The organism is Streptomyces sp. NPDC056527, assembly GCF_042794475.1.
Classification (GTDB): Bacteria; Actinomycetota; Actinomycetes; order Streptomycetales; family Streptomycetaceae; genus Streptomyces.
Window position 1 is genome coordinate 14,494 of sequence record NZ_JBHTTQ010000062.1, and the last position, 21,387, is coordinate 35,880.

Genomic DNA, 21,387 nt, shown 5'->3' on the forward strand with positions numbered 1-21,387 from the left:
GATCGCATGTGCAGCAGGTCCCGGCCCCGGTCGGCGCTGGTACCGAGAACGAGAATGAGAAGAGTGGCCACCCATGGAGGAGCTGACCTTGGACCTGGAGATGCTGACGACCGGGAAGACCGGTGAGTCGTCTGCCGTGGAGCCGGAGCCCAAGGTGACCTCGCTCGGTGAAGGTCAGATCGTCGACTACATCACGGGTGAGGCGATCAAGGACAGCGCCAAGGAAAGAGTGCGCCAGCGCATCGCCCGCGCGCTCTTCCATGAGCACGGGATCTCCCCCGGGGACATGGCTCGTGACTTTCCGGTGCCAGTCGCCACGGACGGTGCCCGGAAGAAGACGAAGAAGGCCGACATTGCGATCTTCGTACACGACGCCAGACACGAGGTGGCGAACCTACGCCGGGTGGTGGTCTGTAAGCCCGAGCCCAAGCGTGGCAAGAACGTGGTCAAGCTCCGCGAGCCTGAGCAGGCTGAGAAGGACCTCCAAGAGCTCAAGGACTTGCTGGGTGCTGAGGACCGGCCGGAGTGCGCGGACGGACTATGGACGGACGGTACCGACTTCTTCTTCCTGAAGAAGATCGCTACCAAGTTCGGCACCACATTCGAGCATCGCAGCGACTGGGACGTGGCGCAGGAGAGTGTTGGTAGCCGCACCGTCGTTTCCCACCAGCGGCTTCGCCGAGCCGATCCGGAGATGCTCAAGGTCTCCTTCCGCCGCTGCCACAACTACATCCACGGCAACGAGGGCATGCCCAAGGACGCTGCCTTCTGGCAGTTCCTCTATTTGCTCTTCGCGAAGATGTACGACGAGCGCAAGAGTCGGGGAACGGGGCGCGCGCGCTTCCAGGTAGGCATGACGGAGAACAACACCGCAGAGGGCAGAAAGGGGATCGCCGACCGAGTCAAGGCCCTGTTTGAGGAAGTCAAGGGCGAGTACAAGTCGGTCTTCCGACCCGGTGACGAGATCACGTTGTCCGACAAGGCGTTGGCCTTCATCGTTGCCGCACTTGCTCCGTACGACCTTGGCGGCACGGACATCGACGCCAAGGGCATCGCCTATCAGGAACTCGTCGGCACCAATCTGCGAGGTGACCGCGGCCAGTACTTCACCCCTCGCGGCGCGGTGAACCTGATGGTGGAGATCCTCGACCCGCAGGAGGATGAGACAGTCCTCGACCCCACCTGCGGTACCGGCGGATTCCTCCAGGCGACGCTCAACCACCTTCACCATGCTTGGCAGAAGGAGGAGGGCACCTACGGGTTCCCGGACACAGAGGAGCAGCAGGAGCGATTCCGTGACCGGTTGCGGGCCTATGCGGAGAAGCACCTCTTCGGGGCCGACTTCGATCCATTCCTGGTCCGGGCCACCACAATGAACATCATGACGCTCGCGGACACCACCGGGAATGTCTTCCACATGGACTCCCTGGCCTTCCCACTTGGTGAACACCTCCCAGGTACGGCACCTGCCCTCAAAGCGATCCCGTTGGACAACCCTCCTGCCACCAATGCCACAGTCGACGTACTGCTCACCAACCCACCCTTCGGTGCAGACATTCCGATCAGTGACGACGCGGTCCTGAACCAGTTCCGCGATGGTGTGGCCAAATCCTGGTCGAGGAACCGGGAGACCGGCGATATTGAAGAGAGCCTTGTCAGCCGGCCGTCCAGCATGGCGCCGGAGCAGCTATTCATCCAGCGCGGCATCGAGTGGGTCAAGCCGGGTGGCCGAATCGGAATCGTCCTACCGAATGGCATCCTTTCCAACCCAGGCCCGACGGACCAGAAGATCCGGGAATACATCCTCGAACACTGCTGGGTTCTGGCGAGTGTTGAACTTCCAGTGGAGACCTTCATCGTCGACGCTAACGTCAACATCCTCACGACCTTGCTCTTCCTCAAGAAAAAAACCTCACAGGAAGTAAGTAACTTCCGTATGGGCAGCGAGAGGCCGTACGAGGTTTTTATGGCGGTCGCCGAAAAGGTCGGGTTCGATCGCCGCGGGCAAGAGCTGTACAAGCGCACTCCGGAAGGAGAGATCGTGATGGAGGAAACGGAGGAGCGCGAGCGGATTCGAATCAAGGGCGAGGAAGTCATCCGGCGGCTCACTCGCAGCACTCCGGTCATCGACAACGACCTCCCAGTTATCGCTCAGAAGTACCGGGAGTTCCGTAAGAAGTACCCGATGCCCGGCGCTGATCCGGCCGCGCTCCGCAGGGGCGGAAGCGCATGATCACGCGGATCGAGGCATACCAGTACCGGTGTTTCCGCAAATTGGCGGTGGACCTGGGGCGCTTTCACGTGCTCGCGGGGCCCAACGGCGCGGGCAAGACAACGATCCTGGACATCCCGGGCCTGCTCGGCGACCTGCTCCAGCCGCGCCAGCCGGTCTCCGACGCCTTCCTCGTGCCGCAAGGCGGCGCGGCCGCGCCGCGCGCACACACGCTGAGCGAGCTCATGCACTGCGGGCGCGGAAACGAGTTCACGCTCACTGTGGAGGCCAAGCTCGACGACGACATTGCGCGCAAGCACGCAGACGAGACCACCGGACATCTCAGCCAGCTGCAGCCCACTCACCTGCGGTACGAGATCCGCTTTGAGGTCTTCAACGGGACCGATCTGCAGATCGCCGAGGAGTATCTCTTCCTCTTCAACGAGTACCGTAATCCGCCAGTCCTCGGACAGGTCCTTCAAGGGCAGCCGCAGGGCTCCAGGCGTGAGGCGACGTACAAGGACTGGCGTTACGTCATCCGGCGCGAGCGGGGCGAGCCTCCGTACTTCCTGCCAGAGCTTTCCCGCCAGAAGGCTGGCCCTCGGTCGCTTCGCCCTGACCGTTTGGCCCTGGCGACGTTGCCTGAGGACCGCGAGCAGTATCCGGCGGCCTTGTGGTTCCTTGACCTACTCCAGCAGAACGCCGTCAATTACTCCCCGGACTGGGCGGGGCTGCGTACCGCGTCACCTCCTGGCGGCGCGCGTGAGCCGCTGCGGGCAGACGCCCGGAACACTCCATGGCTTGCGAAGACTCTCCGAGAGGCGGACGAGGAGCGCTACCAGGCGTGGGTAGAGCACGTACAGACCGCGCTTCCGCAGATCGAGGCCATTGACGTACGGATACGGGAAGAAGACCGGTACGCCTACTTCGACGTCCGCTACCACGGCGGCCACCGGGTGACCAGTAGTGGACTCTCGGACGGCACGCTTCGCGTGCTCGCGCTCACCCTTCTCCCGTACTTGCCCGAGGCACCGCGGATGTTGGTGACGGAGGAACCGGAGAATGGCATCCACCCCCGGGCGATCGAGACGGTAGTGCAGTCCCTGGAGTCTATGTACGACACCCAGGTCTGGATTTCCACGCACTCACCGCTGGTGCTCGCGCACGTCGATCTCAGCGATGTGCTGGCCGCCCGACTCAACGGTGACGGCCAGGTCACGGTGATCCGTGGTGACGAGCACCCGCGCTTGAAGGACTGGCAGGGTGCCCTGGACGTCGGCACACTCTTCGCGGCGGGGGTTTTGAATTGACCGAGCGTAATGTCGTCTTCCTGGTGGCGGACGGGGGGATGGAACAGATGCTGCGTGGCTTCTTCGGGCGAGGCCAGGCGCATACGAGGTTGAGCTGCGCGCCGTTCACCCACGAGATCATTGTTGCGCCGACCAAAGATCCCGGGGTGTACAACACTGCCCGGGAGCTGCTCAGGCCGTACGAGCTGACCGAGTCACACGCTGTGGTCATGGTGGACGCAGCATGGGAGGGCAGTCCGGGAGCGAATGCCATACGTGAGCAGGTTGAGGGACAACTGGACGGTGTCTGGCAGAACTCTGCGGTGATCGTCCTCGATCCGGAGCTGGAAGTCTGGTTCTGGCGGGACAGTCCTGAGCTCGGCGGTGTTCTTAAGATCCCGGCCCAGTACCGAGGTAAGCCGATGAGGGAGCTGCTGCCATCTTTGGGTGCGGCGTCCTGGCCGGCGGGGCAGGACAAGCCGACTGACCCGAAGGAAGCGCTCACATACCTGCGCAAGTCCCGGCAGTACCGCGCAGACAAAAGCAACGCCGTCTTCCGTCGGGCCGCTGAACTGTCTTTCCGGGGCTGCACTGACCCCGCATTCAAACACCTTCTCTCCACTCTCCGCACCTGGTTCCCCCCGGAGTACGCCTCGTGAAGCTCGTCAACCCATCCAACCCCGTTACCTCGGCTTGGCTCGCCGAGCAGGGCTTCCGTCTGGACCCGGCGCCGTATCTGTCGGGGGCGCAGGAGGCTAAGAAGCTGCTGGAGCGGCTTTCGCGGACGGAAAAGCTGTCACAGGTGACGGCAGGGCATAACGGCGGGATCTTCAACGGACCGAAGTTCAGCCGGATCTATCTGCATGATCCCGAGCACACGGTGCCGTTCCTTGGTAGCGCGGACATGATGGAGGCGGACTTCAGTTTCTTGCCGCGGCTGAGCAAAGAGGTTGCGGACAAGTTTCCGTATCTGGAGATCGAGCCGGGAATGACCCTGATCTCGTGCTCCGGAACGATCGGTCGCATGGCTTATGTCCGCTCTGACATGAAGGGGATTTGGTCGTCTCAGCACGTCATGAAGGTCGTCCCGAGGAACGGCCGCATGCTCTCGGGTTACCTGTACACGTTCCTACGGAGTCCGTACGGCGTCCCGATGATCGCAAGCTCGGCATATGGGGCGATCATTCAGCACATCGAGCCGCATCACATCGCGGGGCTTCCGGTGCCGCGGTTCGGCGAGAATCTGGAACAGGAGATTCACGACCTGGTTGAGGAAGCATCCCTGTTGCGTACCGCCTTTCAGAAGGGGGTCGTAGCCGCGACGGAGGACTTCTTTAAGAGCGTTGGCCTTCCCGAGCTGAACGACCTGCGCTGGCACCAGCAGGAGCGTGACCTCGGCTTTGCCGTTACGGGCTTGGGGTCGATGTCGCTTCGAGCTATGAATTATGGCAGGCGTGCTTCGGAGATTACCGCTGCTTTGGCCTCGGTGGAGGCTCGAACTCTGGGTGACATCTGTGAGGGAGGACTCCTGTCCACTGGGCCCATGTTTAAAAGAATTGACAGCGACTACGAGCACGGTGGAACGCTCTTGGTGGGGCAGCGTCAAGGGTGGTGGAATCGTCCAGAGGATGGTCGAGTGCTGAGTCGTGCGCACACGCCCAGGCAATGCTTTGTGCCTGATGAAACCGTCATGGTTGGGGCTCAAGGGCTCCCTAGTGAGAATGGTCTGCTGGGCAGGGCAATGATGGTGACTGGGCGGTGGCTTCCTCATGCATACAGCCAGCATTTTCTCCGGATCTCTGCTGGTTCTAGCGATATTTCGGGGGCATTTCTCTTTAGCTTTCTCCGGTCAGAGGCGGCACTTCGAGTGTTCAGAAGTATGATGGCTGGTTCAGGTCCGCAGAGCTTGCATAGGGGAATGTTGAAGGCCTTTCCCATTCCGCTCGCCACCGCCGCCGACCGCACCCGCATTGCCGAGACCGTCCGACAGGCATACCGCGACCGCGACCGCGCCGACGTGCTCGAAGACCAAGCTCTCGCACTCCTTACGGAGGCGATCGAAAAGGAGGCCGCTGTCTGATGGGTGCCAGGGTCATCGCGGTGGGGGAGGCCGTCAACGACGCCGAGCGTCAGGTGATCGCGTACTTGCGCGATCACGGCCCGGATGACTGGACCGTGCTGCACTCCTTGGAGATTCCGCGCCGGGGCGAACTGTTCGAGGTTGACCTTGTAGTGGTCACCGGCCACGCCGTGTTCGCCATCGACGTGAAGGGCACGCGGGGCCGGATCGAGGTGGAGGGGGGCCGTTGGTGTCCGGCCGGCCGTGCCCCGTTCAAGAGCCCGTTGCCTAAGCTGCGCGGGCATGCCAAGCAGCTTAAGAGCTTGTTGCAGGACGCCGATCTGAGGCTGTCCCGCGTGTACACCGCTGCGCTGGTCGTGCTGTCCGCCCCGGATGCGGCGCTGATCGACCGTACCGCCGATCAGCGAGACGAGAAGGCGACGGTGATCTTGCCGGACCTGATCCCTCGCCTCGCCGACGTCTCGAGCGTACCGACCGGTACCCGCCCGGTCGACGCGGATGTGTCCGCGCACCATGCAACCATCGTGAGCGCCCTCACCGGTGCTTCCCAGCCGCCATCCGGCCCGCTGCGTTTCGGTAGCTGGGAGGTCATCGAGCGGCTCAGTGAGTCGCAGCGCGCCCCCGGTATCGACGTCCTGGATGAATACCGCGCCCGCAACGCGGCGGCCGTGCGCGGATCGGGGACTGTGCGGCTGTCCGTGCGCGCTGCTGACCCGTACGCGCCCGCCGCCGAACGTGCGCTGCAGCAGAAGAAGATTGGTGTCGCCTACGAAGCGCTCGGCAAGCTCCCCGCTCACCCCCACATCGTCGGGGTACGGGACTTCTTCTCGACCGAGGACGAGAGCGGTTGGGTCACCGTCTACGACGACGTGCCCGGGCATGCCTTGCGCCTTCATCTCAGTGGGTCTGCCGACGCGCTCACCGCTGACGCCAAGTTGCGAGTGATCCGGCACATTCTGCTCGGCCTGGCCCATGCGCACCATCGCCACATCACCCACCGGGAGTTGAGTCCCGCTACGGTCCTCCTGGCCCAGGACGGCCGGGCGATGCTCACCGGCTTCGACTACGCCAAGACCGCCCAGAAGCGGGGCCACACGGTGATGCGGGAAGCGCGGGCCGCCGCAGACCTGGCCTATCTGGCCCCGGAGTGCCACGCCGATCCCACAGCCATGGGTCCCGCTGCGGACCTGTACGCCGCTGGTGTGATCGCCTTCGAACTGCTCGCCGGATCAACGCCGTTCGCCTCCGCCACCGAGCAGGCGGACCCCGGAAGCCGTCTCCCCGTCAGCCTGCTGGAACAGGCCGGAGTGCGGCTGGAGCTGACGCACTGGCTGCAACTCCTCTGTGCCGCCGCTCCCGGGGATCGGCCCCCCACGGTGGGTGAGGCGCTGCGCCGTTTCGACCTGGCCGTGAACGCCCAGCGCACGCCGGTCAAGCGCACGGGTGGTTCGGCAGGAGCCATGCCGCCTCGGCAGCCGCCCACAGGACCGCCTGCTGCCGGGGGTGCCAGCGGCGGCGAAGATGCGCCCCGGGACGCGAACTTCTTCAAGAACCTGCCCGCAGAGTCCCAGTTCGGCACCAAGTATCTGGTGCGCAACCGCATGGGGTTGCCGGGGGCAAGCGGTGTTGCTTACAAGATGTACGACACCATAAGGAACCTTGACCGGGCGGTGAAGCTGGTCCTGCGCGACCGGGATTCGCCCATGGAGGCGTTGCAGCGCGAGTTCGCCGCGCTGGAGCGACTGGGCGGTGACCCGCACCCCAATGTGGTGGCGGTCATTGACGCGGACCGGCTGCCGCACCCGGACCTTTATCCATACATCGTCTTCGAGTACGTCGAGGGCAAGGACGTCGGTGAGATCATCCGTACGGGCCGGCTGGGGCCCGAGGACGTGCGACGGCTCGCGGTGGACACCGCGCGGGGACTCGCGCACATCCACGCTCATGGGGTGTGGCACTGCGATATCAAGCCCAGCAATCTGCTCTGGACCGACGACGGGGTCAAGCTGATCGACTTCGGCATCTCCAAGATGGCCGACTCCTCGCCCGGACACACCGGGAACACGCCCCGCTACCTGCCGCCGGACCTCGCGGACTTTCCCGCGGACGGCAGTGCATACACCGACCGCGACCTCTACGCGCTCGGCATTACGCTGTACGAAGCGCTCACCCAGGGGCAGTACCCGTGGCAGTCCACACCGAACCCACCGCCCGGTGTGCGCGCTATCGACCCGAGGGAGCTGTACAGCGGTTTCGGGAATGTGGCGCCTGGCCTGGTGGAGATCTTGCTGAAGGCGATCTCGCCATACCGCAGCGAGCGATTCGCCTCCGCCGGGGACCTGCTCGCAGCGCTGGAGCGGCTGGAATCGGCGCGGATCCAACCGCTGAGCACGCCACGGCCGGCGCTACCTGCGCCCATCGTCCAGGATAAGGCCGAGGCTGCCGCACCGAACACCAACCCGTATGTCACGCATCTACAGACCCTCTACAGCCAGAGCCGTCGCAGCAACCGCGGCACCCGGGGCCTGGACCCGCAAGGCATGCAGGTGTACGTGGCGACCGCTCTCGACGACAAGCTGCTGCCCGCCCTGAGAGACGGGAAGCACACCCTGGTCGTCGTGACCGGGAACGCGGGCGACGGCAAGACGGCGTTCCTCGAGCGCTTCGAGCAGCAGGCGCGAGACGCGGGAGCTGTCTTCGGACCGCCACGCCCCAACGGCGCGGACTTCAAGCTCGGCAAGCAAGAGTTCCGCACCAACCACGACGGCAGTCAGGACGAGGAGGACAGCGACAGCGACCTGGTCCTGGAGGAGTTTTTCGCTCCGTACACAGGAGAGGATGAATCTGCCTGGCGGGGGACAGGGCAGACCCGGCTGATCGCAGTCAACGAGGGCCGCCTCGTGGACTTTCTCAGCCACAGGCAGGACCGCTTCCCTAAGCTATCCGCCCTCGTGGGCGCCGGGCTGGCCGGAAGCACGACAGGAGACACGGTCGCCGTCATCAACCTCAACGCCCGGGACGTCACCGCCCGCGTCGAGGACGCTGAGGGCAAGGCTCAGGACGGAGAGTCAATCCTGGAGCGGATGGCCGACCTGATGACTCGCGAGCAGTTCTGGGACGCCTGTGCCTCCTGCGACCTCGTCGCCACCTGCTATGCCCGGCACAATGCCCAGACCTTCAGCCACCCCGTGGCAGGACCCCAGGTGAAGAGCCGGCTGCGGCGGATCTACGAGCTGACACGACTGCGTGGACAACTACACATCACCCTGCGCGACCTGCGCTCCGCGCTCGCCTACACCCTTACTTCCGGCCGTGACTGCGTCGAGATCCACGAGCTGTACACCACGGGCGAGGCACAGCCGGCCATCGACAGCTTCTATTTCTCGGCCTTCATGGGGGCATCGCCCACCCCCGAAGGCGCCCCGGTCGAGCAGGACCGGCTACTCGGGCTACTGCGGCAGGTCGATGTCGCTTCCGTTCCGCAACCCCAGCTCGACCGGAAGCTGGACTACACGGGGCTTCTGGACGAGCGGGCGATGGTGGCTGTCGACGGACGGGGGCACCGCGATCGGCAGCTGCTGGCAGCTCAGTTCGAGCGGTTGTCCCGGTCGGCCTCCGCCGGAGCGGAGCAGCGCACCGCGCACCGGGCGTACCTGGATGGGGTCCGGCGGCTGTTGTATTTCGAGGCGTACGACGAGGAACGTTCCGAGGCGATGCTTCCATACCGCTCCGCGCTGCGCTTCCTGGACTTGCTCTCCTCTCCCGCGCAGGCCCGGGCGGCACTGCCCGGGCTGCTGGCTGCTCTCAACCGCGGGGAGGGACTCGCGGCTCCCTCTCGGTTGGGCGACGCGCTCGCCCTGCAGGTGCGGGAGGTGCCGCGCGGCACGGTACGCAGCTACCGGCTGTTCCCGGCGGATGGATTCAGCCTGGCCGCTAGTCAGGCCGGGACCTCATCGTATGTGGAGAGCAGCAGCCAGTCGCTGCTGTTGAGCTACCGCGACCCCGCCGTACCCGGGACCGAACTGGCTGAACTCATCATCCGGCTCGACTTGTTCGAGTTCCTTGAGCGCTTCGCGCAGGGGTACCGTCCCACTGCCGCCGACGCGCGAGGGCGCCAGCTTGCCCTGGCTGTCTTCAAGAACACCTTGGCAGCTGTGCCCTATCAGGAGGTGCTGCTGACCACCCACGGCCATGACCTGCACCGGATCCGGCGTGGGGAGAACGGCATGCTGCACATGGAGACCATTGCGGGCTCCGCCCAGGAGGAGGAGTCCCCATGGCGCTGACGGGCAAGGACAAGGAATTCCGGCATCCCGGGGTGAGCCGCCTGGACTATAAGACTCTGGACATGGACCGGGTGCTGACGGCCTTTCTCGCTCGGTTGTGGCACCAAGGGCGGCCCAGCCGGATCCGCCGGGCCGGTGAGCTGAGCGTCGACGACTTTGTCTCCCTCGTCACTGACCACCCGGAGTCCTTCGCGGGGTTTGACCAAGACACCACCGCCCGGTGGATGAGCACTCATCTGCTGGACCTCGTGAACCGGGGGAACGCGAACGAGGCGGTGGCCGGACCCCGGCCGCTGCACGGCTTCACCTACCGCTTTCGTAATAGCCGCCGCTCCCGGCCCTACGGTGCCGACGAGCAGCTTTACGAGATGTTGGCCGCCATCGGCGGGGGATACGCGCTCAAGGAGCTGCAGAGCTTTTTCTTCTCCGACGTGGACCGGCAGACCGGTCGGATCACGCCCGGACCCGACACCGACGTGGAGACCCAGGCGCTGTTCCATCTGGTGACTGCCGTCTCGGGCCAAGTTGAGGACCGTCCGGACGACAGCAAGAAGCGAACATCGTACCCACAGTTGTGCGCTGAGCCGGCGAGACTGCTCGCCGACGACGTGATGAAGCTGCTTTACCACCGCACGCACATGCCGCGCACAGTACTCGTGGACTACCTGAAGGTGCTCTTCGCCTTCCACCTAGGCCTCTACCACCTGCGGATGATGAAGTTGCTTCCCGTAGCAGTGGAGGACGGGCGGGTCGAGCCAGGCTGCGCCACCGGGCATGGAGGTGCGCACCACAGCCATCCCTGCCCCCACCGGGTCCTGATGTTCGTAGATGTCGACGGGGTTCCCGAATCGCCAGCGGCGGCACTCGCCCAGCGCAGCGCGGGACTGTGGTATAGGCGCATTCCCGCCTTCGTGCAAGCCACCTACACCGTACGGAAGCTCGATGAGTTTGCCGACTACCTGGTGATGAAGAAGAAGAAGCTGAGCTATCCGACAGGGCGCGGCCACTTCTCCGTAGCAGAGGTCCTGCCTCTGCTCGGCAAGGCGCAGAAGCTCGAACGCGACGCCTACTTCGCCAGCCGCCTCGCCGCTGTACTCGAAGCGGATGAGGACCTGCCCGGTGAAGTGCAGCAGATCGCCTCGCTCAGTCTGGACGACTTCCAGACCTATATCGAGACTCTGATGCACTATCGGGGCGCCTACCATCGCGGCTACGTCGTCGACAGCCTTGACTCCATGCTGCTCAAGAACCGCCCTGGCGCACTACTCGCCCAACCGCGGGGCACCCGTGGAGAGCGGCGATTCGTCCTCGACAGCCGACTGCTGGAAATGCTGCTCCAGATTTCCCTGCTGCGGCCAGGACCTGACGGGAACCACCACACTGCGCCACTACGCGTCGATGAATTTATTGACCTGCTCATTGAGCGCTACGGCATTCACATCGACCGGCTTCCGCACGGCGACGGGTTCTCCGGAGCCGAACTCGCCGATCAGGCGGCCCTGCGCTCCAACACTGCGGCGTTCCTCCACCGCCTGAGAGAGATCGGTTACTACCAGGACATGTCAGATGCCTACCTGACACAGACGATCACTCCTCGCTACGTCATCGGCTCTCCGGCCGCTTCGGGGGCGTCCCGATGAGCGGAAGCACCAGCGGCCTGATCGAACCGACCGCACAGGACCTGCGTGGCGCCCTGGAAGATGTACTTGTGCCCCGCCTGGCACGCCTCCTGCGCGAGCGGGGTGCAGGCCACTGCGTGCGCGTCACTGAACTCGACTCGGACATCGCCGCCCGGCTGGTGCTCAGACTGCGCGGCGCGGTCACCGGAGCCACCGTGTGTCTACTCGCCGCGGCGAAGGACATCCACGCCGGCGGACCGCTGAGCGAGGCCGCCGTGACCAGCACCAAACTGGTGGAACTGCGGAACCGCAGCGAGGAGGAGCAGGCCGGCAACGGGGGCCCGCTCCTGGTCTTCGTTCCGCCGGGGCTTCGGGCTAGCGCCGAGGATTCCTTCGGGATCGCCACCTTTGAGGAGGTCTTGCTGGCGGATACGTACGAGTTGCTGGCCGAAAAACTGTTGGAGGAGGTACCTCCGCAGGTCCGGAGCAGCGTGGAAGAGCTCTTCAAACTGCTTGGCGTGGATCAGGCAACTGCGCGGGCACGCTCCGGATATCTCCTCACGTTGAAGGCTAATGGCTTCAGCCTCGAGGTGGCCGGCGCCGCAGTGTTTCATTTCGGACTTGTGCCCGATTTTGGGCTCTATTCCGACCCTGGTGAGCTGCCCGACAGGGCCAGGCGCAACAGCGAACTTGTTGCCAAGATCACCTTCTCGTCCCGTTCAGAGCGACAGAGAGTCCTTGAACTGGGTTTCACTGATGAGGAATTCACCAAGAAGTTCGCGGATTTTGCCACGCGCTCGGGTTTCGATGACCCGGCATCTTGGACCCGGCGCATCGTCGTCGATCGGGAGAACTGGGGACTGTCTTTCGGGAACTGGCGGCTGAAAGAGCGGCAGCTGGTGGGAGTCGCGATTGACGTTCAGGAACTGGAGCTGCCCAGGGCTGGTGATGTCGCCGCAGATTTGAACGAGCATGTCGAGCTTCAGTCGATCGCCGGACAGCCTTATCTGCTGGCAGGCCCCAGAGGTGTAAGCCAGATCACAGCTCGCTTCACCGTGGATCCCGACCCTCGGAGAGTGGATGGGCTCCAGCGGTTCCGTGTGGAGATCTGCTCGGAGCGGAGTGGGCCCATCGGGCAGATGACGCACTTGGCCGTTGGCGAGAGGGCCAAGAAGGAGTTCAAGCCCGTTCTGAAGAAGCTGAACCGTGTCGACTTCGACGAGGGTTGGCACTACATCAAGGTCACGGCGCTCGACGGCCAGGGCGAGGCGTTCCATACAGAATCGGCTGGCCTGGGTGGTCGGGGCGGTGAGAGCGAGCGCTTCTACGTCGTCCCCGACGCGGAGACCGAGGAACCGCCAGAGCGGTCCGTTGGCCGGTTCGAAGGTGCCACCCAGGCTCTGCGGACCCTGCAGTTCAATGCGCTCATCAACGGCGACGACCCGGCTCGTGTCATGCTGAAGGACATCTACTGGAAGGCCGGCGGGCGCGGCCCGGCGGGCGTACTGCAGGCCCGCATCGGCTCGGTGGGAGGGGCGGAGGTCCGGCTTACTCCCCGGCTGACTGCCGTGCAGCAGTCGATCCTCGTCGCGCCTGAGGCAATCGGACAATGGCGCATCACACTTGCTCCAGGAGAGGACACAGAAGCGAGCCGCGAGGATGCTCCTGCAGTGGGGGCTGGCCTTGGCCCACGCGCAGCCGAGGCGTACGCGGTCTTCCTCCGAGCCCGGCGAGCCTACTTCGACGCGGTTCTCGGCGCTGGCAATGAAGAGTCGGAGGGCGAGGGCCTCGTCACCGAAGCCCACGACCTCGACCTCCTGCGGCCGAGCCTTGTGGCGTATGCGGAGTCGTACACCGAGTTGGTGGCCGAGCAGCTACGGCACATGGAGCGCGTGGTCGACGAAGGCCGGGGTGCAGCTCTTGCCGCGCTGGCTGAGCTTCAGCAGATCGACTGTGTGGAGGTGGCCCTCACCGACGGCGTCGGGCGCCGGGACACCGTGTTGCTCGTCTCCCCGACACACCCCTTGCGGGCTCTATGGTTGGCAACCTGGGCAGATCTGGGTCGGGACTGGCTGGCCCGCCTAGCTGGAGCTGACCGGGCGCACATGCTAGGCGCCAGGGACTCGCTGCTCAGCGCGTTGTCGCCGCTCGGGTTCCCCTACGCCGTGCCCCGACGCGATGGGCGGCTGATGGTCGCGGCCGAAGATCTGACCCCTTATTGGGGCGCCTTCCTACCCAGCGAGCACGAGGATCCGCGTGGACTGCTCGGCCGATTGGCCGAGGGTTTGCAGGTACCCAAGGCGGCTGAGCGTATGGGCAGCGGCGCCAGCGGGCTGTCCGGCAAACACCTGGCCGACCGGGTGGAGCGCTATATCCGGCTCCATCCGTATGTGCACACGCTGGTCCTCAACGCCGTCAACGCGAACAGCGGGGAGCTGCTCGCGGCCATGCTCCTCGAGCTGCAGCGCCGGCCCTTCACTCGGGACCTTAGTTACGACATCCGGCTGTGTGTGCCGGATCCCGAGGCTCCGGAGGCTGGACGTGCACTCAGTGAGCTTCTGAGTGCTCAGCGTGCGGCTACGACTGCGGAAGCTGAGGCGTTCCTTGACGCGGGGGGCAGCACGCTCCGCTCGAAGTTGGCCTTCTCGGTGCGTTCCATTGAGGAATTCGAGCAGAACTCAGAGCAGTTCAGTGCCCACCTCACCGTACTGATGGACGCCTTCGGCGGTGAACACCACGGGTCCACGGAGCGTCGGCGGATTGCCGGCGCGCCTGTCCACGGTCTGGTGCAGGCCGCCACCTCGGAATACACCGAATCCGCGGGCGAAGCGATCTGGCGAAAGATCCCCCGATTCGGTCCCGCTCTGGCAGTAGAGGAAGGCGAGGACCTCGCACAGCTGATGGGCCAGCTGCCCGAACTGTTGGCAATAGCGGCAGCGACCGTGGCAACCGGAGGAAACGCCGCGCTCCACGTCCCCTGCACCACACTCACCCTGGAGGCGGCGGACCGGGCTCTGCTGTACCAGGCGCACCAGGTGAGTGACTGGGTGGTCACCGTCGACCGGGCCCTTGGGCTCGAATACTTCGACCACTCGGGCAACACCGGGCAGCCCGAGTATCTGATCGACTTCGCGCCTGGCACGGGCAGCGGCCTTGCGCATCAGATCATCGTTAGCTCTCGGTCCGTGGAGGAACTGCGGGCGCTCCTCGCTCCCACTGCCGCGCAGCACGGACTCGATGTCGAGCAGCGGCACCTGCAGACGTTCTTCGAGCAGCTGCGGCTGCTGTCGGGGAACCTTGGTTTCAAACTCGCCTCTTCAGCAACCTCTCAGCGCACCGAGGTCCTCGGACTTGCGCTAGCCAGGCTTTACCTGGACTACCAGGGTGTGCTCAGCAATCAGATTGTGGTCCCGCTCGATGCCCATCTGGACCTGTACAACGAAACCAGGAAACAATCCAAGGAACTGGGTGAAGCCCTATCCTTTCAGCGCAGTGACCTCGCACTGTTCCACCTTGACGAACAGACTGAGGGAATCACCTGCCGCCTTGTCGAGGTCAAGTGCTACACCGCCCTGCATGACGTAGGCGCCTACCAGCAGCTGAAGTTGAAGGTTGCTGAACAGATCGATCGCAGTCAGGAGGTATTGGCGGCTGCGTTCGACCCGCACCGCGCCGTACCTGACCGAGTGGATCGCAGCGTTAAGAATCTCACTCTGGAGTCAATGCTGCGCTTCTACCTCGAACGAGCCTTGCGACACGGCTCGATGTCTGCCACTGCGTACGAGCAGGCATCAGACCTGCTGGACCGATTGGATAAGGGTTACACGCTGAGTTTCACGCGAAGCGGCCTGATCTTCGACCTCGCACGCTCCGGCACCGACCGTGAGGACGAGCATGGAGTAGAGTTCCATCGGATCGGTCTGAACCTCATCAGAGAACTCATCGAGGCCATTCCCACGGTTTACCCCGCACCGGCACACGTGGGCGATTCGGGAGAAGATATCGAGTCGGATTCAGCGGGCACCAATGCCGAGAGCACGCATGCGCCGGTGACGCTTTCAACGCTTTCTCTAACGGTTCCCCGACTTGCTGACGCCGCATTCCGAGTGCCGGATGACGGTACGTGGGACGAGCAGATGCCTCGCGACCTCGCATGCGTTCCGGATGAGGTGAGAGGCCCATATGCGGAGCCGGCTCCCGCACCGTCGGAGAACCCGTCTGCCGCGAGTGCGGCGGAGCCTTCATTCTCAGATACTCCCGAGCCTGCCGAGGTATGTGAACCCGAGCGGAGCGGAGCATCCCAAGTAGCCAACAGTGGTACCGCGGCGACGGAACTTTCCCCGCCCACGGTGGTCGACACGGCCGGTTTCCCCTCGGATCCGACCGTCGGCGCGCCAGCCCAGTTGACCGCTGCGGTTCCCGACGTCTTCCTAGGGGTGATGAACCCTTCGCCTCAGTACGGTGTTCTTGGCGATGTCGCAGGACGCTCCATCGCCCTGGATCTCAATGAAACGCACACCATTAGTCTGTTCGGCGTCCAGGGCGGAGGGAAGAGCTACACCCTCGGAAGCATCATGGAGATGGCATCACTTTCCGCGCCTCCGATCAATCGACTTCCGCACCCGCTCGCGACCATCGTCTTCCACTACAGTCAAACCCAGGACTATGCACCTGAGTTCACCAGCATGGTCCGGCCCAATGATCAGACAGAGCAACTGAAGATCCTCGAAGAGCGATACGGAGCCAGACCACGGGCGCTCAAAGATGTCCTTCTCTTGGCGCCAGCAGACCAGGTGGAGCAACGTCGCGCGGAGTACCCCGACATTGAGGTAGAGCCCTTGAAGTTCTCATCGCGGGAACTCCAGGCTGCACATTGGCGCTTCCTCATGGGGGCGGTGGGAAACCAGTCGACGTACATTCGCCAACTCACCCGGATTATGCGGACACACCGTCAAGACCTCAGTCTCGCCGCCATCCGACAGGGAGTCGCCGAGTCAGGGCTCCAGGACCATTTGAAGCAGCTTGCACAGGAACGCCTGAACCTCGCGGCCGAGTACATCGACGACTCTACTCAGCTCACCGCCATGGTTCGCCCTGGGCGACTCATCATCGTTGACCTTCGGGATGAGTTCATCGAAAAAGACGAGGCCCTTGGCTTGTTCGTCGTGCTCATGCAGCTGTTCGCCGAGGCCAAGAATGACGACGAACACTTCAACAAGTTGGTGGTTTTCGATGAGGCGCACAAGTACATCGAGAGTCCGGATCTTGTCGCAGGGTTGGTGGAGACGGTACGTGAAATGCGACACAAAGGAATGAGTATTCTGGTCGCTAGCCAGGACCCCCCATCAGTACCTGTCCAACTCATTGAGCTCTCGAACCACATCATTTTGCACAAGTTCACTTCTCCGGCGTGGCTTAAGCACGTTCAGAAAGCCAACGCCTCGCTGTCCGGTCTGAACGCAGAGGCGATGGCAAGACTCACTCCTGGTGAGGCGTACATCTGGTCCAGCAGGTCGACTGATGCGGCGTTCAGTCATGGAGCAGTCCGCATGCGATTCCGTCCCCGCATCACCAGGCACGGAGGGGCAACCAAAACAGCCACGGAAGGGAAGTAGATCAGCTTGATGAGCTCTATACTTTGCTGACTCTGCTCCTCAGTTCTACCCCTAGGGTCGCTCGAAACGGCGGTCAGTGAAGCAGGTCCGGGTCCGCTTCACCGGCCCGGTGTGGGCAAGTACCTCAAGCGGTGGGGGTCTGAGGTTCTCGCGGCGGGACAAGCGGGCCGTCGAACAAGATCCGGAGGCCGTTCGCGTCTGGTGCGAGGGACCTGGCCGGCGATCCGGGCCAGAGCGAAGGCGGACAACGCCGAAGTCCTCTTTGGTGACCCGGTCGGGATCCGCTCGGACCAGGTCACCGGCCGCACCTGGGGCGCCGAAGGCGCGACGCCGGTGGTCCGCCGCACCGGCATCCGGTTTTCTGTGAACGCGATGTTCGCGATCAGCGCCAAGGGCCGTATGCACTTGATCGTCTTCACCGAGACCTTCTGGGCGAAGGCCACGTGCCGCTTCCTCGCCCGGTTCGGCGGCCACTTTGACCGCAAGGTGGACCTGATCGTCGACTGGCACCCGGCTCACTGCTCGAAGGCCGTCTGGTCCTGGCTCGTCGGCCACAAGGAACAGGTCGAACTGCACTTCCTACCCTCGTATTGACCCGAGCTGAACCTCGACGAGCTGGTCAACGCCGATCTTAGGCGCAATCTTCCTCACACCCACGGGACTGAAATCAGGCTGAACTCGCCACCGAGACCTGCAGGTTCCTCCACGGCCGACAGGGGCAACCGCGCCTCTTCACTGGCTACTTCAAATCCCCCGTATGTCCGCCACATCCTTGACGGGCGAAACCAATAGGTTTCTGATCAATATGCACAGGTGCATGTTCGTCGAAAAGGGTGGATTGGTGGCGTCCTTCTTGCTCACGCGTGCAGCGGTGGTCACGATTTGAAGGGCAGGGGTCCGGGAGATCGGGGTGGCGGATGGCGAGCGTTTTTCAGAGGTGCAAGCGGGATGCCCGAGACGGGAACTACCCCTGCTTGCGCCCAAGGTGCGGCCATGCGTGGACTGTGAGGTATCGGGAGTCGGGCGGCAGACGGGGGCGGCAGCGGGAGAAGTCGTTTCCGCGGAGGATCGGCTTGGACGGTGCGGACGCGTTCGCTGCCGCCGTGGAGCAAGATAAGCAGACTCGCCTGTCCGTCGATCCTGCCCGCAGCGCTGTGTCTTTGGAGGTCTGGTCCGAGGAGTGGCTCGAGCGACGAGTTGTCGCTGAGGCGACCCGCTGTAACTACGAAGGGTTCGTTCGCAACAATCTCGTGCCGAGCCTTGGTCGTAAGCCGCTGGCTGGGTTGGCGCGGCGGGACTTTGAGAGGTTCGTCCAGGACATCTACCGGGGCGGTGCAGGGCTGGCTGCTTCGACGGTGAACGACCGCATGGTGATGGTGGCCGCCATCATGGAGGCGGCCGTCGTAGACAAGCGGATCACGGAGAACCCTGCCCGAGGCATCCGGATATCCCGTAGGGATGTTGTGGCAGTGGACGAGGACGCAGTGCCGACGCCAGCCGAGGTGGACTTGATCGCTGCGCACATCACACCACCGTTCCGCCTCGCTGTGTACCTTCAGGCCGGCACAGGCCAGCGACCAAGCGAGGCCCTGGCCTTCTCCAACGAGTGCAGGCGGTCTGGCTTCGTCAGGATCCGATGGCAGGTCAGTGCCAAGGCGCACCTTATGGGCTGCCAGACACCCTTCGTCCCCCTCAAGCATCGGCTGGAGAAGGAGTGCCGAGACGTTCCCACCGCCCTGTTCGTCGAGCAGGAGATTGACACTCATCTCCGCAGGTGGAAGCCAGTGCCTGTGATCTTCACTGGGCAGAAGGGCAAACGGATACGACTCGAGACCTTCTTCGCTCCGCGCCAGCCTGGCGCCGGAGTGATGCCGTCCATCGCGTCCTACGGCTACCAGTTCAAGAAGGCATGCCTCCTTGCCGACCTGGTGGACCTGGACGGCAAGGCCAAGTACTCGCCTCGTAGCCTGCGACACTTCTTCGCGTCTACCGCCCTGGCCAATGGTGTGCCGATCCACGAGGTGTCACGCTGGCTCGGACACCGTTCGGTCAAGACGACGGTGGACATCTATGGGCATCTGCTGCCAGGCTCGTGGGAGCGCTGCCGGGAAGTCTTGCAGCATGCCATGAGGCCCGTGACCTCGGAGGTAGTGTCCCTGCCGTTGGACGAGGTGAGCCCGAGCGTCGGCAACCAGGCTGTGTAGGCGTACCAGGACTGGCTGGCCTGAGTGGTGCTGGGATAGAACGCCCGTGCTGGGATGGTGCTGGGATGCCCACCGTAGAACGCGCGTTTCCGCAGGTGGGAGCTCTGCGCTACAGGTTCCGCTTCAACGTCTGACGGTATGTCGACACCTGTGCCCGACTCGCCGATAGGCGGGTCGGGCACAGGTGTATGTCCGCAGGGAGTCCTCGATCCCGCGATGCGGTGGCAATGCTCTGCCGGCCGGGGTGGCGGTCACGTGGTCTCAGACCTTGACGACCTCCACGGAAGGGCCGCACAGGAGTGTCAGGTCCTCCGGGTCGGAGGTGAGGACCGTGACCGGCTGAGGCGCGTTGCGGGCGATGGCGGCGAGAGCGGCATCGATGGCGTGCTTGTGGCCGTGGAGGTGATGGGTGCGAAGGAGGGCGGCGGCCTGGTCGGCGATCTCCTTGGTGACGTCGCGGACGTCGACGCGGGAGAGGACCCACTTGATGCGAGCCGGGTGGATGCGCTCGTAGTCGGCCTCGATGGTGGTCATGGCGCTGGTGGCGACGCGGACGCCCTCCTCCGACGCCGCCTGGACCAGGGTCACAACGGTGCGGTCCTTGCGGTAGAGCTTCGAGAGTCCTTCGCTGTCGAGCAGTACGGTGCCAGGCATCAGGCGGCGGCCCCGCCGGCTTGTCGGTGGTCGTGGCGCAGCAGCGCGCGGGCGGCCTCGATCTCCTCGCGGGTGAGTTCTTCGTTGTCCGTCTCGAAGTCGGCGACGATCTCCCGCAGCTTGTCCATGGCGACTCGCTGTTCGAGAGCCTCGGCGACATAGGCGGAGAAACCGCCGTGCCCGACGTGGGCGCGTACGGCCTCGGCGAGCTCCTCGGGCAGGCTGATCGAATACTTCCTGCTACCGCTCATGGTGCCTATCCTACCGGCGGTCGTAAGGCTGGGGAGTGTGAATGGCTCCCGCGCGGTTCGATCGATCCGCAGAGGACGCCCGTCGGGCCGCTGCTCCTTCCAGTCGTTCGGCCCCGCACCGGAGCGGACGGGCTGATCGGGGGCGGGTGGGGACGGGTGGCCATACTGGGGACATGACAACACCGCCCGGGTTCGGCCCCCCGACACCGATACCGCCCCCGTACGGAGCGCCCCAGGTGCCGGCACCGCCTTCGTACGGAGCGCCCCAGGCTTCGTACGGTGGTCCCCCGCCCTTTTCGTACGGGGCGCCCGTGCCCGGGCCGTACGGGGCGCCGCCGCCGGAGTTCGTGGCGCACGACCGGCGCAACTCCGTGATCGTGGACCCGTCCGGGGTGTCCCTGGAGATCAACGGCCAGGTCATGGACTTCCCTTGGGCCGCCGTCTCCACCGTGCACCACGCCCCCTCCCCGCACGGTGGCGCGATCCTCATGGTGGCCGTCGTCCACCCCAGCGGGATGATGTACGAGTGCCGGGTCGACGCCAAGCGCAAGGCCCAACTCCACCAGTGGCTGGCGCAACTGGGCCCCGTGTTGCACCACTACCTCTCGAACCGGGTCTGACGCCAAGGCGGTTGCGCGCACGCGGGCTCACCGCGCCGGACGCCTTCAGGCATCCGGCAGCAGCCCCAGCTGGTCCAGGAACTGCATCTGGTCGTAGTACAGGCGGTAGCTCTCGATCCGGCCGTTCCTGACCGTCGCGATGTCCACCCCGCGGATGCTGACCTCCTTGCCCGTCGGCGGCAGCGTCTCGCCGGTCGGGAGCAGGATCGGACCCGTGTTCCGGCCGCTGAAGATGCCCTCGTCGATCGCGGTGTCGCCGATCTCGTACTTGTGCAGGGACGTGTACGTGGCCTCCGGGACCGAGTCCGTCATCGTGCGCAGGTACTCGACGATCGCGTCGCGTCCCCGTACCTCGCCCACGTCAGGGGTGATGGCGACGGCGTCCTCGGCATAGAGGTCGGCGATCACCTTGGTGTCCGGGTCCGGCGTCGTCATCGCCTCGGTGAGACGGTCCATGACCGCGCGTGCCTCTCCCATGATCCACCTCCGTGGTTCGGATCCGGGTGATGTGCGGGAGTCCGGTGTTGTCCGGTTCCTCTATTTTCTCACCGGGGGAT

General features: G+C 64.4%; 13 protein-coding genes. 10 read left to right on the forward strand and 3 right to left on the reverse strand.

Annotated features, from left to right (window positions below; genetic code table 11):
• The first annotated feature begins 73 nt into the window (after nt 1-73).
• From ACFQ7Q_RS25380 to ACFQ7Q_RS25420, 9 genes are all read left to right on the forward strand, one after another.
• Nucleotides 74-2,233, forward strand: a complete 2,160-nt coding sequence (locus tag ACFQ7Q_RS25380; protein WP_383559013.1) for a restriction endonuclease subunit M — start codon at nt 74-76, stop codon at nt 2,231-2,233.
• On the forward strand, nt 2,230-3,522 hold the full coding sequence (locus ACFQ7Q_RS25385) for an AAA family ATPase (RefSeq protein ID WP_383559015.1): 1,293 nt from the start codon (nt 2,230-2,232) through the stop codon (nt 3,520-3,522). Before ACFQ7Q_RS25380 ends, ACFQ7Q_RS25385 begins: the two co-directional genes overlap by 4 nt.
• On the forward strand, nt 3,519-4,160 hold the full coding sequence (locus ACFQ7Q_RS25390; protein WP_383559017.1) for a hypothetical protein: 642 nt from the start codon (nt 3,519-3,521) through the stop codon (nt 4,158-4,160). The genes ACFQ7Q_RS25385 and ACFQ7Q_RS25390 overlap by 4 nt, the downstream gene beginning before the upstream one ends.
• The gene (locus ACFQ7Q_RS25395; protein ID WP_383559019.1) at nt 4,157-5,581 is read left to right on the forward strand and encodes a restriction endonuclease subunit S; all 1,425 of its coding nucleotides are present in this window, start codon (nt 4,157-4,159) and stop codon (nt 5,579-5,581) included. Before ACFQ7Q_RS25390 ends, ACFQ7Q_RS25395 begins: the two co-directional genes overlap by 4 nt.
• Nucleotides 5,581-9,867, forward strand: coding sequence for a protein kinase (locus ACFQ7Q_RS25400; protein ID WP_383559021.1), 4,287 nt, complete (start codon nt 5,581-5,583; stop codon nt 9,865-9,867). The genes ACFQ7Q_RS25395 and ACFQ7Q_RS25400 overlap by 1 nt, the downstream gene beginning before the upstream one ends.
• The gene (locus tag ACFQ7Q_RS25405; protein ID WP_383559022.1) at nt 9,858-11,507 is read left to right on the forward strand and encodes a hypothetical protein; all 1,650 of its coding nucleotides are present in this window, start codon (nt 9,858-9,860) and stop codon (nt 11,505-11,507) included. The genes ACFQ7Q_RS25400 and ACFQ7Q_RS25405 overlap by 10 nt, the downstream gene beginning before the upstream one ends.
• Complete coding sequence (locus tag ACFQ7Q_RS25410; RefSeq protein ID WP_383559024.1) at nt 11,504-17,101, forward strand: hypothetical protein; 5,598 nt, start codon at nt 11,504-11,506, stop codon at nt 17,099-17,101. Before ACFQ7Q_RS25405 ends, ACFQ7Q_RS25410 begins: the two co-directional genes overlap by 4 nt.
• Before the next feature lie 111 nt (nt 17,102-17,212).
• Nucleotides 17,213-17,695, forward strand: a complete 483-nt coding sequence (locus tag ACFQ7Q_RS25415) for a transposase (protein ID WP_383559025.1) — start codon at nt 17,213-17,215, stop codon at nt 17,693-17,695.
• A gap of 479 nt (nt 17,696-18,174) precedes the next feature.
• Nucleotides 18,175-19,305, forward strand: coding sequence for a tyrosine-type recombinase/integrase (locus ACFQ7Q_RS25420; RefSeq protein ID WP_383559027.1), 1,131 nt, complete (start codon nt 18,175-18,177; stop codon nt 19,303-19,305).
• Between the two features lie 261 nt (nt 19,306-19,566).
• Here ACFQ7Q_RS25420 and ACFQ7Q_RS25425 read toward each other — a convergent pair whose 3' ends face one another.
• Nucleotides 19,567-19,959: a DNA-binding protein gene (locus ACFQ7Q_RS25425; RefSeq protein WP_383559029.1), complete on the reverse strand. Its 393-nt coding sequence runs from the start codon at nt 19,957-19,959 to the stop codon at nt 19,567-19,569.
• A complete protein-coding gene (locus ACFQ7Q_RS25430; protein WP_383559030.1) occupies nt 19,959-20,210 on the reverse strand; it encodes a hypothetical protein in 252 nt (83 codons plus the stop codon). Before ACFQ7Q_RS25430 ends, ACFQ7Q_RS25425 begins: the two co-directional genes overlap by 1 nt.
• 311 nt (nt 20,211-20,521) lie before the next feature.
• Between ACFQ7Q_RS25430 and ACFQ7Q_RS25435 the strand changes: the two genes are divergently transcribed.
• Nucleotides 20,522-20,830, forward strand: coding sequence for a hypothetical protein (locus tag ACFQ7Q_RS25435; protein WP_383559032.1), 309 nt, complete (start codon nt 20,522-20,524; stop codon nt 20,828-20,830).
• Between the two features lie 45 nt (nt 20,831-20,875).
• Here the strand turns inward: ACFQ7Q_RS25435 and ACFQ7Q_RS25440 are convergent, their stop codons facing one another.
• Nucleotides 20,876-21,307: an ester cyclase gene (locus tag ACFQ7Q_RS25440; RefSeq protein ID WP_383559034.1), complete on the reverse strand. Its 432-nt coding sequence runs from the start codon at nt 21,305-21,307 to the stop codon at nt 20,876-20,878.
• Nucleotides 21,308-21,387: the final 80 nt, after the last annotated feature.